Annotated in this window: 11 protein-coding genes; 2 read left to right on the top strand and 9 right to left on the bottom strand. The window is 39.3% G+C overall.

Annotation, left to right across the window (positions count from 1 at the left end; genetic code table 11):
* From IQ264_RS17285 to IQ264_RS17260, 6 genes are all read right to left on the bottom strand, one after another.
* On the bottom strand, positions 1–2,670 hold a 2,670-nt coding region (locus IQ264_RS17285), incomplete at its 3' end, for a filamentous hemagglutinin N-terminal domain-containing protein (RefSeq protein WP_322744728.1).
* 154 nt (positions 2,671–2,824) lie between these two features.
* The gene (locus IQ264_RS17280) at positions 2,825–3,943 is read right to left on the bottom strand and encodes a trans-sulfuration enzyme family protein (protein WP_193982039.1); all 1,119 of its coding nucleotides are present in this window, start codon (positions 3,941–3,943) and stop codon (positions 2,825–2,827) included.
* Between the two features lie 66 nt (positions 3,944–4,009).
* Positions 4,010–7,246, bottom strand: coding sequence for a CHAT domain-containing protein (locus IQ264_RS17275; RefSeq protein WP_193982038.1), 3,237 nt, complete (start codon positions 7,244–7,246; stop codon positions 4,010–4,012).
* A gap of 91 nt (positions 7,247–7,337) precedes the next feature.
* Complete coding sequence (locus tag IQ264_RS17270; protein ID WP_193982037.1) at positions 7,338–9,017, bottom strand: trypsin-like peptidase domain-containing protein; 1,680 nt, start codon at positions 9,015–9,017, stop codon at positions 7,338–7,340.
* Positions 9,018–9,026: 9 nt separating this feature from the next.
* Positions 9,027–9,614 (bottom strand): COP23 domain-containing protein, encoded by a 588-nt coding sequence (locus tag IQ264_RS17265; protein ID WP_193982036.1) that lies wholly within the window; start codon positions 9,612–9,614, stop codon positions 9,027–9,029.
* Between the two features lie 47 nt (positions 9,615–9,661).
* The gene (locus tag IQ264_RS17260) at positions 9,662–11,041 is read right to left on the bottom strand and encodes a glycoside hydrolase 100 family protein (RefSeq protein ID WP_193982035.1); all 1,380 of its coding nucleotides are present in this window, start codon (positions 11,039–11,041) and stop codon (positions 9,662–9,664) included.
* 79 nt (positions 11,042–11,120) lie between these two features.
* Here IQ264_RS17260 and IQ264_RS17255 point away from each other — a divergent pair, with 79 nt between their 5' ends.
* Both IQ264_RS17255 and IQ264_RS17250 read left to right on the top strand, forming a co-directional pair.
* Positions 11,121–11,627, top strand: coding sequence for a GNAT family N-acetyltransferase (locus IQ264_RS17255; RefSeq protein ID WP_193982034.1), 507 nt, complete (start codon positions 11,121–11,123; stop codon positions 11,625–11,627).
* A gap of 221 nt (positions 11,628–11,848) precedes the next feature.
* Positions 11,849–12,310 carry a pentapeptide repeat-containing protein gene (locus IQ264_RS17250; protein ID WP_322744727.1) on the top strand — a complete coding sequence of 154 codons (462 nt, stop codon included), beginning with the start codon at positions 11,849–11,851 and terminating at the stop codon, positions 12,308–12,310.
* A gap of 97 nt (positions 12,311–12,407) precedes the next feature.
* Here IQ264_RS17250 and IQ264_RS17245 read toward each other — a convergent pair whose 3' ends face one another.
* The 3 genes from IQ264_RS17245 to IQ264_RS17235 all read right to left on the bottom strand — a co-directional run bounded on the left by IQ264_RS17245 (position 12,408) and on the right by IQ264_RS17235 (position 14,447).
* On the bottom strand, positions 12,408–13,061 hold the full coding sequence (locus IQ264_RS17245; protein ID WP_193982033.1) for a glutathione S-transferase family protein: 654 nt from the start codon (positions 13,059–13,061) through the stop codon (positions 12,408–12,410).
* A 98-nt stretch (positions 13,062–13,159) separates the two neighbouring features.
* Positions 13,160–13,717, bottom strand: coding sequence for a GNAT family N-acetyltransferase (locus IQ264_RS17240; protein WP_193982032.1), 558 nt, complete (start codon positions 13,715–13,717; stop codon positions 13,160–13,162).
* A gap of 10 nt (positions 13,718–13,727) precedes the next feature.
* The gene (locus tag IQ264_RS17235) at positions 13,728–14,447 is read right to left on the bottom strand and encodes a RibD family protein (protein ID WP_193982031.1); all 720 of its coding nucleotides are present in this window, start codon (positions 14,445–14,447) and stop codon (positions 13,728–13,730) included.
* Positions 14,448–14,549: the final 102 nt, after the last annotated feature.

Here is a 14,549-nt window from a genome sequence, read left to right as displayed (position 1 = left end):
CCCCCCATCTCCCCATCTCCTCTGCTCCCCAAAAGCACGTAAATCGCGCCAAACTGTCTGACTTCTAAGGGTTTGGTTAGGATCTTCGGGTAAACCGCCTCTTCCAGTAATCACGAAGCTGTTACCCGCAGAAGCGGAACAACCAGCGACAATTTGATTACTAATATCAGTGAAATTTTCTGGTAATTCAACTAAACCAGCACTAGTATCAACTTCTGGAGTCTGAATTTCCACAATGCCGCTAAACTCTGCGCCGAGATCTGAAGAAGCGGTAATATCACTTTGAGGTGTGAGTTGTTGGCGGAACTGAGTACCAAAAATGCCTTGTGCAGTGATGCTGACTCTACCACCAGAACCTTGTTGTGCATTGGCGGTAATGTCGCTATTTTCCAAAGCGACTAAGGTATTAGTTTTGATAGTAATGTTGCCGCCATTAGCATTACCCGCATCCGTGCTGATTCGACTACCATGACGCAAGCGGATATCTGATGCTTGCAGGTTGATATTTGCGCCTAAACCGGATTCTGTTCTGCCGTCAATGCTGGCTTGGTTGTCAAGTGCGATCGCATTTGCTACCACATTAATGTTACCAGCCTGTCCCGTACCCAAAGCTTGCAGATTGACTGTTCCGCCATTGCGAATAATTAATTGCCCAACATTCAGATTGAGCGAACCTCCGTTCGCCGTAGCATTAGGATTGGTGACACCGGATGCAATACCAACGGAAGTCTGAATTTGACTGTTAAATTCACCTTGACCCCCATTCCCAATCACCTCTACACGACCCCCATTAATCGTAATGCTTCCCGCATCTCCTCTACCTAAAGATGCCGTAGAAATCAGTCCTCCATCCCGGAGAATCAACAAAGGTGTAAAAATTTGCATAGTCCCTCCAGGACTAGCAGAGTAGGCATCAGCGGAGATGAAACTAGCCGTGCGACTTCCATTAGCCAGAACTCCAGAACTACCTTCTACTGTTACTGACTCAGTAGCTTTAATTGTGAGGTTGCCTCCTGGTCCAGCAGTTGTATTCAAAGGTCGATCGCCCACAACTGATCCGCTGGATAAACTAATTCCGCCGCCTTCAGAAACCCGCAGCCGCTTCGTATCAATATTAATGTCCCCGGCTTGCCCATTAACGCTGATGGCGGTGGCACCAATAAAGGTGGGCACAGGATTTCCATCAGGAGTTCGCAAGATATCTACTGATTCCGAAGCTTTAATGTTGATATCTCCCGATCGCGCTCCACTGCGAGTAATGCTAACAATAGCAGCGCCATCGCGCACGATTAAACTTTCTCCCTCAAAGGTGATATTTCCTCCCCTACCCGTACTCCCGGCAATTGTCCCGCTGTTGATGCCTGAACCAACCATATCGAAAACCCTGGCACGAAAGGTCATATTTCCGGCATTGCCAGCACCTAAAGTGGGACTACCCGATAAAATTCCATTGTCCATCAGCAGTTTTGCTGTATCGATCGTAATATTTCCCGCATTTCCCTTGTCAGTAGTGCCACTGAACAACATAATTTGTGGGTCAAAAGGATTGAGCAATCCAGATACTGTAAAACTACTGACAAAGCTTTTAAAGCCTTCAAATCCAATCCCGATCAGTTCTACTGAATCAGTAGCCCGGATATTGACCGCACCCCCCGCACCACTTCCTACTGTCAGCGTGGAGATTTGTCCCCCACCTTCAGCCCGCAATTTTTGAGCGTTAATATCAATACCTCTACCGTCAATATTTCCCAAAGTCAGTGCATAAATTCGCCCACCGTTGAGGTTGACATTTCCACCACGAATATCTACTTTCCCACCCCCCAATCCAGTAGTGTTGAGAGTAGAACCGCCGAATATTTGAATGTTGCCAAAGTTGGCAATATTGTCATAGTTAAAAGTTAAACCCTGTGGTGTTGTTATCCAACTAACTAAACCCGGACTGGCTACACTTCCAAGATGAATTTGTCCGCTACTAGCGGTTAAGTTACCGCCATTAAGTTGAATATCGCCACCAATTAAAGCTAATGTTTGACCGGGTGGTGTGGCTAATCCCACTTTGTTATCAAAAGGAAGTGGGATCGGAAGAGTTGGTAGCTCTATTTGTACTGTTGCTTGCGAACTATTCACGATGCTGCCTGGATTGGTGCCAAATTGCAAACCAATGGGCACATTAATTGTTAACAAAGATGATGCAGTAGGATTAACAGCACTAAATTCACTTCCATCCAAAAACCTAATACTATTAGCAGTAGAACCAATAAAGGAACCACCAATATTTAATTGTGCATTGGGGCCGAAAATAATGCCGTTGGGATTAATCAGAAATAAGTTAGCTGTGCCGTTGGCGCGAATTAATCCATCAATATTTGAGATATTTTTCCCTGTAACTCGACTGAAAATATTTTGAATATTTTGAGCATTATTGAAAAATGCTTCTCCCCCTGTGGGTACGGAAAATTCTCGAAAGCTGTGGAATAGGTTACTGCCAGAGGTGCTACCGCCTTCAATACGAAAGGTGTTTCCTTGGGGAGTGACAACACTATTGCTGGGTAGTGTGGCATCGGGAATGATTTGAGCCGATAGGGGATTGTGGGAACTCAGCAATAACAAGGAAATAGTGCCTAGTAGTTGTATGTAGTTATTCAAAATACCTTGAGGGTGAATAGTCACAGTACCACCTAGAAATTTGTGATAATTAGCCTTGATCTCAATATTCTCCCCTGTAGCTAACTCATCAGTATAAATTTGGAATATTACGAAAGAAGGCAACAAGCAATACAAATACCTATAGCTCACCACCCGTCACCCTCCATCTACAAAAAAATCATTCCAATGCTTGAGCAAGGTCATTAATTAAATCATCGGGATGTTCTAAACCAATAGATAAACGCAATAAATTTTCCGGTGTTTTTGTGCCTTTTCCTTCTATTGAAGCTCGATGTTCAATTAAACTTTCCACACCACCCAAACTAGTCGCCCTAGTAAAAATTTTCACCTTAGCCGCAACAGCAAAAGCTTTCTCTTTTCCACCTTTCACTTGACAAGAAATCATCCCGCCAAACAGTTGCATTTGCTTTCGGGCAATTTCATGTCCTGAATGATGTTTTAAACCGGGATAATAAACTTGTTCTACTTGGGGATGATTAGTTAAAAATTCAGCCACTTTTAAAGCATTTTCGGAATGGGCACGCATTCGGTAAGGTAAAGTTTGAATTCCCCGCATGACTAACCAACAATCAAAGGGAGCAGCTACCGCACCACCAACTTTTTGAATTTTTCTAATTTTCTGGAAAAACTCATTTTCAGTTTTACTAATAACTACACCTCCCAAAACATCACTATGTCCACCGAGATATTTAGTAGTAGCATGAACTACCAAATCTGCACCTAAATTTAAAGGAGTTTGCACTATAGGAGAAGCCCAAGTATTATCACAAACACATAAAGCATTTGCTTGATGAGCAATTTCCGCGATTTGGCAAATATCGGTAATTTTTAGTAAAGGATTGGAAGGTGTTTCTATCCAAATTAATTTAGTGTTTGGTTGAATAGCTTCGGCAACTAAATCAGGATTAGTTAAATCGGTGAAAGTTACTGCTAATCCCCAAGGTGCTAAGATATCTTTTAATAGCAAAGATGTACCCGAATAAATATCATTTGGGGCGATTACATGAGCGCCGGGAGAAAGGGCTTGAAATACACTCATTGTTGCCGCAGAACCGGAAGAAAAAGCCGCTGCAACTGCGCCATTTTCTAACTGGGAAACACATTTTTCTAAAGCTTCTCGATTGGGATTATTGCTGCGAATATAATCATAACCTTGGGGATAACTGCCATCTGATGAACGCTCAAAGGTAGTAGAAAGATAAATTGGCGTTACTACTGCGCCTGTAGCGGGGTCAATTTGATGTCCGGCGTGAATTGCTAAAGTTTCAATGTGCATGGTAAAACGACTGAAGTCGTCACAACGAATGGGATCGGATCGCGACTGATGTCGCTACTAACGATTTTAATTGTTGCCTATTAAAATGAAAGGTGCCCAGTAATAAGGGTGATTGAGGCGTTGGATAACTTGTGAGGGTAAATAGCTACGGGTGGCTTGCTGAATAACTAATCCTCGCTGTTCTCCTCCCACTTGAGCGTTACTAGTAATTAGGGCAATTTGCGATCGTCTTAAAGCCTCTGCTTTGTTAACATTTCCTGTTTTTAATGCCAGATAAAATCCGTCCATTAAAGCTTGAGTTCCTCCATCGGAAACTGCCCATAATGAGGAGATAGAAGCTAAAGCGCCTGCTATTTGCATTTGATAACCAAAACCTAAAATTTCTTCTCCATTTCCTAATTTTCCCCCGACAGCAGTTTCGCAAGCACTCAATACTACTAAATCTACACCAGAAAGTGACCAAGTTTCGACATCTCGCAGGGTAACAAATTCACCATTCCCAAATAAAATAAATGAGTCTTCTGGCGAACCTGTTAAAAAGGCAGCGTGAGTGGCTAAATGTACGATGTTATATTCATTTAAAGTAGGAATTACTGTGGCAGGACTAAAGTCATTATCTAATAATTTAGTAGTATTAGGAAGGGTTTCAGCTAAATTTTTTATTTCTAGTGCAGCAAAGGGTAGTCCGGCAAAAACTAATTGTCGATTTCCCGCTTTTACTGTGTAATTTCCTTGGCTAAAAGCTGCTGCCAAAATGCGTGGATTAGGTTTGGGTACGATATTAAAGTTGCTCAAAGTTGCGGCGGTAATATAGTTAATTTGAAATCGCTGCACTAACCATTGTTTGCCATCGAAAAGGGCGGATAAAGGAATATAACGTAATTGTCCATCTGGGGCGTAAAAAATTGTTTTTGTGTCGGCTTGAACAAGTTGGTTTTCTATAGGTTTGATTAACCAATTATACAACTGTCTGGCTGATACTTTAGCATCTATTTCAGGGTTTTGTAGTGCGCCACGAAACTTGACAATTTCTTGATAGAGTTGTGTACGTTTAACAGGGATTGAACGCCGAATGGGGGGAGAATACGCTGTAACTAATACTAATTCTATGCGATCGTCTAAGATTAACGGATAAAGGATTGCTGTTGATTGGGGTAATTGTTGTAAGGAACGTTGTAAGCGATTTAAATTTGGCAAGTTTAGGTTTTGATTTTTAGTTGTGCGACTCAGTTCTTGAGAGAGGGTAACAATTTCTGGGGAACGAATGAAATCGTTAAAATCTGTGCGAATTTGTTGTTGAATTTTCTCTAATTCAGCTATTCTTTGCTGTTGTTGTGGCGTTCTTTGATTATCTGGAATGTTGCGTAATTGTACCAGTTCTTTACCTAGTTTTATTGCTTGATTATACTTTTCTGTAATCTGCTGTTCTTGAGATAATAAATCAACACCTTTGGCGGTTTGTTCATTTCCGCGCACGTTTCGCAAGTAATCATTTAATTCTTGGACTTTGAGTAAATCTAAAACTTGCTGTGCTTCGATAATTCTATCTTGTTTAAGCAATAAGTTGGCTAAGTTGCGATAAGTATCGGTAATGGTATTTGTAAATGATTGTTGTTGTTCAATTGATAATACTTTTAAATCTTGGCGAATTGCTTCTATGATATTAATCGCTTTTTTGTAGAAAACAATTGCCAATGTGGGTTGATTTTGTTGTTCTAATAGATAGCCAATATTGCTTAAAGTAATACTTTCGCCGCTTTTGTCGCCTAATTCTTGAAAAATAACTAAAGCTTGTTGTAAATTTTCTAAAGATTGAGGATATTGTTTTAATTTGAATTTAACGTTGGCGATACTATTTAAATTTCTCCCTTCTCCGGCTTTGTCACCAATAGTTTGACGCATAGATAATGATTGAAATAAAAGCTTTTCTGCTTGGGAATATTCTCCTAAATTTGCGTAGATACTACCTATGTTTTCTAATGTGTTACCTTCGGCTGCTTTGTCGCTGATTTGTTGAGAAATGGCTAAGGCTTGACGATAATATTCTAATGCTTGATTATACTGTTTTAGTTGTTCGTAAATATTGCCGATCGCATCTAAATTTTTTCCTTCTCCCGCTTTATCCCCAATCTCTCGCCGTATAGTTAAAGCTTGCTGCAAAAATTTTAAGGCTTCGGGATATTGTCCTAAGTTAAAGTAAACTCCACCCAGATTATTTAAGGAATTTCCTAAACCTGATTTATCGCCAATTTGCTGTCTGATTGCTAATGCTTCTTGATAGGATTTTAAGGCTTGAGGATACTTTCCCTGACTATAAAGGATACCACCAATGTTATCTAAAGTATTGCCGATGCCGGGGCGATCGCCAATTTCTTGAGCAATTTGCAAAGATTGTTGATAAGTTACTAAAGCTTGTTCATACTTTCCCTGATTTTCGTAAATAATTCCCATCCCATTTAAGGTACTACCAACACTAGCCTTATCGCCGATTTCTTGCAAAATTGGCAAAGCTTGTTGATAAAATTCTAAAGCTTTTTCATATTCGCCTAACTGACGATAAACTAAAGCAAGATTACTCACAATTCGCCCGACACCCGCTCGATCTTTAAGCGTTCTACGAATTGCCAAAGCTTGTTGATAGTAATTAATCGCTTTCTGATATTCTCCTACATTAAAATATACACCACCAATGTTGTTAAGAGTGCGTCCTTCGTCTCGTTTGTCTCCGACTTGTTGCCGAATAATTAAAGCTTGTTGATATAATTCTAAAGCTTGATTATAGTCACCTTGCGCCGCATAAACCGCAGCGATATTGTGTAATGCTTCCCCTTCAATTGCAGGTTTTTTAATTTGTTTGGCAATAGCTAAACTTTGTTGATGTAATTCTAAAGCTTTGGGATATTCGCCTAACAAGCGATAAACATAACCCAAATTATTCAAAGTTTCGCCAATACCAGCTTTATCGTTTAGTTTTTGCCGAATTGTTAAAGCTTGTTGTAAAACGTCTAAAGCTTGTTTGTATTCACTCAAACTTGTATAAACTTCACCTATATTATCAAGAGTTTCGGCAATGCCAGCTTGGTTATTTAATTTTTTTTGCAGTTGCAAAACCTGTTGGTAAGTTTGTAACGCTGTTGAAAACTTACCTGTTTGATATTGTTCAACAGCTTGTTGAAATAATTGATTTACTTCGGTTTGTTGCTGTTTTATAGGACTTTGCGCTTGTACTAAATGATTTGTTGCTAAAGGTAGCACAACAAACAGAGTTACAGTTAAAAAACTACTTGTAAAAGCTTTTTTCATCTACATTGCTCTACTTGATTATTAGGAGTGAAACTAAAAGGCGCGTAAGGCGGATTTCCTACTTTGAAAATCTTGATTATTTTTCCAGTTTTTAAGGTTTAGTTAATTGCCAAATTTTCACTGTGCCATCTATATTTCCGCTAATCAAAGTTTGCCCGTCTCCACTAAAAGCAAGTGAGAAAACTTCCGCAGGAATTCCTTTACGATCGCGCACATCCAAACTATGTAATAATTGTCCACTATGCAAGTTCCAAATTTTGATAGTACCGTCGTAACTGCCACTAGCAAGAATATGTCCAAAGGGATCGATCGCCAAAGCAGAAATAGTTCTCGTATGACCTTTTAAAGTCCGCAATAATTCGCCAGTATTGCGATTCCAAATTTTAATAGTCGCATCATCTTCAGTATTACTTTCTCCTCCTATAACGTCTTTATTACTATAAGTTCCACTGGCGATAGTTGATCCGTATGGACTAACGGCAAGAGACCTAATAACATTTAAAGTTCCGCTTAGATTACGCAGTAATTGACCTTTGTTTACGTCCCAAATTTTGATAATTTTATCTGCACTGCTGCTTACCAGAGTTTGACTATCTGAACAAAAAGCGATCGACCAAATTGAATAAGAATGTCCGCTTAAACTGTGTAATAATTTTCCCGATCGCAAATTCCAAATTCTAATAACTTTGTCTTCCACACTACCAGCAGCAATCATTTGTCCATCTGGACTAATAGCAACAGATACAATTGAACCAGGAGTTTCTGTTAGAGTGTGTAGCAATTGTCCAGTTTGAATATTCCAAATTTTAATCGTTTTGTCCCGACTGCCACTAACAAGAGTTTGACCATCAGGACTAATAGCAAGGGAATCGATTGTGCTAGAATGTCCAGCTAGAACACGCAACTCTTTTCCAGTGTTTTTGTTCCATAATTTGATGTTGCCATCTGCTAAACCACTAGCGATAATTTGTCCATCGGGACTAATAGCAACAGATAAAACTTTTTTAGTATCAGGCAAAGTATTTACTAAAGTAAAATCATCTCCTAAATAAACTAAGTTAATTTTAGTTTGAGTAGCGTTTTTTAAGAAGGTGTTAATTGTAATTGCTAAATTAAAGCCTGATTTAACATCAATTGTTTGCCCAGTATCAGGATTAAAAATTGCTTCTCCTTCCGCCCTACCATGAATACCAACCACGCGCCCTTGGGTATCCAAAACAGGGCCACCACTCATCCCGGAACGAGTAACATTAGTGTAAACTAATTCGTATCCATCTTCTAAAGTTGCCAATGGACGACCGGAAACATTACCTTTAGTCATTTGGTAAATTCTTGCGGTCATTGCAGGCCCAGGATGAGGCCAACCTGATACATAAACTGTTGCACCTTCTGTGATATTAGTTGCGCTTCCCAGTTGAGCAACTCGATAATTTTTATTACTAGTAAACTGCACCAAAGCTAAATCTACTCCGGGAAATTTTTGTACTGTGCTGTAATTTAAAGGGTGTTTAATAGCATCAGAAGTGACTATTTCATATTCGTCTTGAGTAGCAACAACGTGCTTGGCAGTGAGTACATAATAAGTGTTACCTTGCTTGGCAATAATTACGCCGGAACCGGGATTTTGTCCATTAATTACTACTGTGACTTCTTTTGCCATACTGGCGATCGCTTGTTCGTCAACTGAACTTTGCGAAACTACCATTAAAGGTTGCAAAGTTACAATAGCCGTCCCAACTAATGCCGCCGATAATTGATAATAAAGTTTCATTTTTTTCCATCATTGAGGAGAGGTAGTACTATTATTAGGAGTAGAGGGCTTACTATTAAGAGTAGGTTGAGGACGAGGATTTGGCCTATTATTAGGATTTATACTGGGATATCCGCCATTAAGAAACTTATCTAAGCTAATGTAAAGTCGATCGCCTGTTTCATTAATTGGCGCACTAGAAACTACTCGAATCCGAAAAATCCTTTGTAAGGCGGTTTTGGGATTTGTTTCGTTAGCATTTAAGGGAAACAATATGCCAGTGCAAGGTTCATTTTCTTTTGGTGCGTAACATACAACTAATTGCCCATCTTTTCGCTCTGTAGTAATGTAATTAAGGTTGCCTTGGCTGCGATAATTTTGGAAATTACTGGCAACTTCTTCGCAGCGTTGTTGCGGACTACTTCCTTGACCTGAGTTAGTAATATCCCAGATAATTAGCGGTACTTCTTTTGTGGAAGTGCGGACAATAGTAGCAGGAGAACCATTACTAGTACCACAGAAGAAAGTAACATTTTGCGCCAAGCTAGGTTGAGGTGTGGCGATCGCAGTAGAAAAAGCGATCGCAATAGATAATTTTAACCAAGGCAGATTTTTCATAGTTGAATTTGGGTGATTTTTTCTAGCTATTTAAACACCAAAAATTGTCATACTGAGACATTTTCCAATGGGAAAGTTACTAACTTTAGGTGATCTGGATTAGCAAGAAACTCCTTAGCTAATAAATAACCAGCGATTGTCCAAGTTTGGTATTTTCTAGCTTCTTTACCAATTAAACGACCATCTTGACCATCATAATATTCCGGCCAATGATCTTTCAAGAGGCGACGTTCTGCGATCGCGATCGCATGATGTGCTAATTCACCACGATCCATTTTTTTCGCTGCTGCGGTTAACATCCAAAGTAAAACAGGCCAACTTCCGCCATTATGATATGACCAAGGACGATTTTTTGGATCGGCACCAGTAACAATTCTCCATTCTATATCTTCCAAAGCTGGATAACATAATTTCATCGGCATATTACCGATTAAATCAGTCCAGCGCAATTCAATCAAATTCAAGATTCTGTGTGATTGTAGTTCATCAGTTAAGGAAACAATAATTGCCATTAAATTACCCAAAGAAAAGAAGCGACTGTCTAATTGCGAAGGGCCTAAATTTCCGGCTAAATAACCACCTGCTTCCGGCAACCATTTGGCTAATTTATAAAAGGGAATTGAATCAGAATAAATATTAAACTGATTGAGGGCTTGTTCTCCGTATTCTTCTACTTGATAACGATAAATTACATTCAATCTATCAATATCTAACCAATAATTTTCTCGTAATTGCTTTAGTAAAGAAGGCAAGCGAGAATGTACTGCTTTAATAATCAGTTGATTCTCTTCATTAGGGATTAAGAGTTCCAAACTAGCGCGAAGTGCGGCATAAAATAATGATTGAATATCCAAAGGATGCCCATATAATCCCATGCGGCGATCGATCATACTAGCTGCATCAGGAACTAATACCATCGGATACATATCAAATCGAGTTACTAAACAAAGTTGTAAGATTAAGCGAATTCCCTCTTGAAAATCTTCTCTTTTAGCTAAAGAATCATCTTCTGTTGCGATCGCATAAGCCCGTAACAAAATAATCCACCACAAACCTGCATCAGCAGGTGCAACTCGCCCGATCGCGTGTTCACCAAAATCAGGTTTTAAATATTCTTTCCCATTAACCGAAACAATTTTAAAACTAGCTGGCATCAAACCACGACTAGGTGTTGAGGAATCTAACTGCGTTTTTTTCGGCTGTAATTTCAACGTTTCTTCTAAGAAATTACGTACAATATCACTTCTGCCGTTAATTAAAAAAATCAGTGCTGAAGAAACAAAGTCACGAATAAAACATTGGTCATAATTTAATGCTGCAATATCTGGATCGCAAGCTGCAAGCGTACCAATTGGTCGTCCTTGATAATAAATAATTGACTTTTCCAATGCTATCCATGCTTGTTCTACTAAATTTTCGTCGCTCAACTCTAAGACCTCACTAAATTACATAATTAGAATTATTATAAAAGTTTATGCAGTGCTGACAACGAACTAGGTAACTAAAATGTTAATTCGAGAGTATCAGCCATCAGATGCAGAAATTTTAGCAGCAATTTATCGAGATGCCGTAATTGGCATCGGTGCAACTGCATATAATGCTAAACAAATCGAAGTTTGGTCATCATTTCCTGAAGACTTAGAAGAATTTCGCCATTTACTTAGTCAAGGTTTAACCATTGTGGCACTTGACAAAGGGCAATTGGTAGCTTTTGGACAATTAAATCCCCTCGATCGTATTGCTTTTATTTACACAGCTACTCGTGTTGCTAGAAAAGGTTTTGCCACCAAGATTTATCAGCAATTAGAAGATTATGCGATCGCTCAATTAGAAGATTATGCGATCGCTCAAAATGTGCAACGCCTACACACTGAAGCCAGTCACATCTCGAAACATTTCTTCTTAAAAATGGGTTTTTCGGTGGTGGAAATGGAAATAGTCGATCGCAAAAATACACAATTTGAGCGATTCAAAATGGAAAAAATCATCTTACCATCTGCCTCTCGGCTTTAATATCCTTTCCCTAGTCTAAGCAACCAGATAGATGTTTGGAATCAAATCTAAATTATAAAATTACTGGTGATCTAACACACACAAACCCAGTGTAATAGATCAATGCTACAGTCTTCCTGCTGTCACATTAAATTTGTGCGAAAGATCAACAGCACAAATCGATTTAGTGACAAAATAGAAGAGTGAGGAAATTAAGTAAACCCAATTTTACGAGGGGGAAGATGATGAGACTCTTTCATTTAGCGACATTAAGCCTATTCGCACCCCTGTTTTTGACTAGCCCCGTGCTGGCTTTTAATCCGCTTCATGTACAACAATTATTGTCAACTGGGGAATGTTCTCGCTGCGATTTGTCAGGAGCAAATTTGAGTAACGCATATTTAATTGGTGCTGATTTGACAGAAGCTAATCTTAAAGGTGCTAATCTCAAAGGTGCCAATTTAGAAGGAGCCGATTTATCTGGCGCTAATTTAAAGGGAGCCAATTTAACAGAAGCTTTTCTTACTAACGTAGATATGCGCCAAACTAATCTCGATGGCGTAAATTTTGCTAAAGCTACCATTAATGACTCCAATGTTTATGGCGCTTCCATGAATGATTTAAACATCTCTGATGCCACTATCTTTAACACAGCAATTGGCGTAGGTGGCGAAGATTTAGAAGACTATAAAGGTTGGCCATAAAAAACTATGAAAATCCCCAGTCCGTTGTGATGACTTCAGTCATTCTATCTGACAAGTAACCGACTGAAGTCGTTACAACGGACTTTTGATTACAAACTTAACGAGTTGCCAAAATCTTTTTGATATGGGGAAGTGCGGCTTGGATTTTTTCGGGTGAAGCAGTTGTTTGCTGAAAACTTTCTCGCTGTTGCAATCTTTCTAACCAGTTATTTAGTTTGGGGTAAATGTCGATCGCAATCCCAACCATTGGTAAAGATTGCAGCAAAGTTCCCGCTACAACTTCCGCTAAACTAAACATTTCTCCCGCAAAATAAGTGTTGTCACCCAATAAATTTTCGTAGAACTGCAATATTGTATTAATGCGTTCTTTTGCTGCTTCTAATTTAGCCGATTCCACCTCTAATCCAACCATTTGTTTAGTAATTAGCACAGTCGCGGGTTGAATTTCATTGACAGTAATCATTTCTACCATGCGAACTTTTGCTATTTCTTGAGGTTCTTTCGGCATCAAAGATGGTGTTGGATATTTCGCTTCTAAATAATCCAAAATCGCCAAAGATTCCACCACTCTAAAGCCATCATCAATAATTACAGGAACTCGTTGCAAAGGGTTAATCGCCGTAAATTCAGCTTGAAAATGATCGCCATCTAACTTCATTTCCACAGGCTCAAAAGCAATCTGTTTTTCTAACAAAGCCACCCAAACACGACGAGCATTGATTGAAATCGGACTAAAGTAAAACTTAAGCATTTAATTCACCTTAATAACTACAAAAAGGGTATGTTTCGCCCCTACTCCTCCTTTTCCACTCTCTGCGTTCTCTGCGTCTGGATCGGTTCAAAAAAAACCTAACTTTTCCACTCACTTTTCAGAATTCCATATTTTACAGTATCTTCAAATTTTCCCCATTTCAAAATATGTTGACGCAGACAACCTTCATAACGCATTCCGATTTTTTGCATCACTCTACCAGAAGCCGGATTACTAGAAAAATGGGAAGAATGAATTCGGTGTAATCCTAAAGATTCAAAGCCGTATTTTACTACAGCTAAAGCTGCTTCAGTGCAATAACCATTTCCCCAAAAAGGCTTACCAATCCAATAACCTAATTCAGCACGATTATGCTCTTGATTTATTAATAAACCAATTGCGCCACATAACATATTAGTTTCAAGAAATGCGATCGCAAAAACTACTCCATTCCCTTCTGCAAAACTTTTTGGATGACTATTAATCCAATCTTGAGCCATCCCATCTTCATAAGGATGGGGAATCGCTTGGGTAACTGCTGCAATAGCGCGATCGCCTGCTAACCTTTGTACTTCTGGTGCATCAGTCAGCATGAACGGGCGCAAAATCAATCGTTCTGTGTGAATAGTTGGCTGTTGTTTTTCTTGATTTGACATCGAATTGCTATTACCGTTTTACGCGGTAGTGAATAAAGATTTCCTCTTCAACCCTTTCAGCACTTAATAACTCTAAGCGGGGAGATGTTTGCCAGTAAAATCCTTCACCATCTACCGGACTAGGTGCCTTTGCACCTCCAATAATTAATGGACAAACAGTTAACCAAAACTCATCAATCAAGTCTACTTTTAACAAAGATGCAACCAATTCGCCTCCACCCAATACAACTAGGGATTTTATATTCAAGCTTGCTAACTCTTCTAAAGCTTTAACTAAATCGATCGCTCCTGTTTCTGTTTCTAATACTATAATGCGCTCAAATTCTGAGCGATTTTGCCAGTTTTTCGCACCTTGGCTAGTAGTGATTAGCCAGCGTTTCTCCGGTTGTTGAAAGAACTTTAATTTTGGATCGATTTCACCGGATCTAGTGCAAACAATTTGTACTGGGGAAGGGGATTTTCCCTGGTTTTGCTGTTGTTCGCTCAGGGTAGGATCGACATCTTTTTCAGCGTTTCCATCCACGCGAAGAGTCCCTGCACCCCACAAAAGACCATCGGCTTTAGCAATCTGATTCTCTAGATGCTGATGGTCTGCGGACGAGCCAAAACCTCCTGGAGAACGGGCTACATCAGAAATTTTTCCGTCAGCACTCATCGCTAAGACCACCACTGTATGTGGTCGGTTAAGTTTTAAAGGTGAATCCCCAGTTGTACTATCTTGTAATGCCATAAGTATTATTTTGTAATTCCATCGGTACTAAATTGATTATCTAAAATCTATGCCTAAAATTTAGAAAGCGCCACAAAATATTTAAGTGATAATTTTTACTTA

It is taken from the genome of [Phormidium] sp. LEGE 05292 (assembly GCF_015207735.1).
Lineage (GTDB): Bacteria > Cyanobacteriota > Cyanobacteriia > Cyanobacteriales > Aerosakkonemataceae > Floridanema.
Note: the sequence above shows the minus strand (reverse complement) of the source record. Positions and strands in the feature narration are given on the sequence as shown.